General features: G+C 57.0%; 1 protein-coding gene. It reads right to left on the bottom strand.

The window, feature by feature from the left end; translation table 11 throughout:
- Positions 1-2: 2 nt before the first annotated feature.
- Positions 3-1,226: an IS701 family transposase gene (locus GWG54_RS20515; protein ID WP_167939480.1), complete on the bottom strand. Its 1,224-nt coding sequence runs from the start codon at positions 1,224-1,226 to the stop codon at positions 3-5.
- Between the last annotated feature and the right edge of the window lie 52 nt (positions 1,227-1,278).

Here is a 1,278-nt window from a genome sequence, read left to right as displayed (position 1 = left end):
ACTCAGCTTTGCACGCTAGCCTCGGTTGTTGAGTGAACGAAGAGATGGTCGATCTCGGTCATGAGGTCATCAACACCGCGGTCATCGTTGTTTCGAACCCACGAGAGAAGGTTGTAGACGGCTTCCTTCAGGGAGTGTTCGAGGTTCGCTCGAAGCGATGACGCCTTCGAGCGAACCGTTCCCAAGGCGCTCGAATCGGGATCAAGACGAACGAGACTGTAGGCAGCCATCAGGAGGTGCCAGTGGCGACTGGCACCTCCGTCAGTCTGCAGCTCGCAGTCTCCCAAGCCGAGATCCTGCTTCGAGTCCTCGAAGAACGTCTCGATGCGCCAGCGCATCCCGTAGGAGCGAATGATGTGAGCGGTCGGTGCGTCGATCTTGTTCGTAGCGAGGTACTTGATCGGGTTCTCTTTGTCTTCGTCGGTCTCTTTCTCTGCGATGACCAGCTTCACGTCTCCCAACTGGGAGACGGGAAGCTTCTTCGTCCAGATGTGATAGGTTTCGTTGTCAATATCGCGCTTAACCGTGTCGATGCGCTCTTCCAGCGCATCGACGCGGAGCTCTTCGCCGGCGTAAGTCACCTGTCGATTGCTCCGGAGCGGGCCGATCCAGTCCTTGCCGTAGGATTCGATGTGTTCAGGAAGGCCAGAATCGTGAGCGAACCACGAGTCGAAGAGGTAGGTGTCCGCAGGCACACCTACCTCTTCTTCGAGTTCGGTGACGATCTCGCGGGCGAGGTCGTACTTGGTGTCGTGGTCTTGGTCATCCTCGTCTTGCTTTTCGTAGAGGCGGAAGGTGAGCGGGTAGGCGGTTTTGTCGTCAGCGTAGAAGGCATAGATGAGATCTTGGCCCCAGACGGTGTCACCTTTGGCGTGATCGTAGAAGTGGCCGACGCCGGGGACTTCGTCCCCGGCTTTCTCGGTGATGGTGTCGTCGAGGATGATGTAGCCATCCGTTGACCAGCGTGTTTCGCCGTGTTTCTGGAGCTCTTCGAGGCGTTCGTGGTTGAATTGCTGTTCATCCCAGTCGTACTCGGTGAGGAACTTGTTGAGAGCGCGTTTGCTATTAGCTGGAAGGACTTCGCGTGCGATGCCCGCCACGGTCTTGTTGCTGGCCGCAACAAGACCTGTGGCGTAGGTTTTGGCGTGATGACGTTGGGCTGGGGACAGCGACTCGAACTCGTCGAACACTCGCGTACACGACAAGAAATCCGTAATCGGCATCATTCGTCCTTGCCACCGCCTACGTCATGCTCCTACTTCAACGTGCAAAGCTGAG

The sequence above is a fragment of the Natronococcus sp. JC468 genome (genome assembly GCF_012163165.1).
Lineage (GTDB): Archaea > Halobacteriota > Halobacteria > Halobacteriales > Natrialbaceae > Natronococcus > Natronococcus jeotgali.
This window is presented reverse-complemented; position numbering and strand designations above follow the sequence as displayed.

Bases quoted from the DNA above. Each gene is read 5' to 3' on its own strand.
- GWG54_RS20515 (WP_167939480.1), bottom strand. From the start codon at position 1,226: ATGATGCCGATTACGGATTTCTTGTCGTGTACGCGAGTGTTCGACGAG.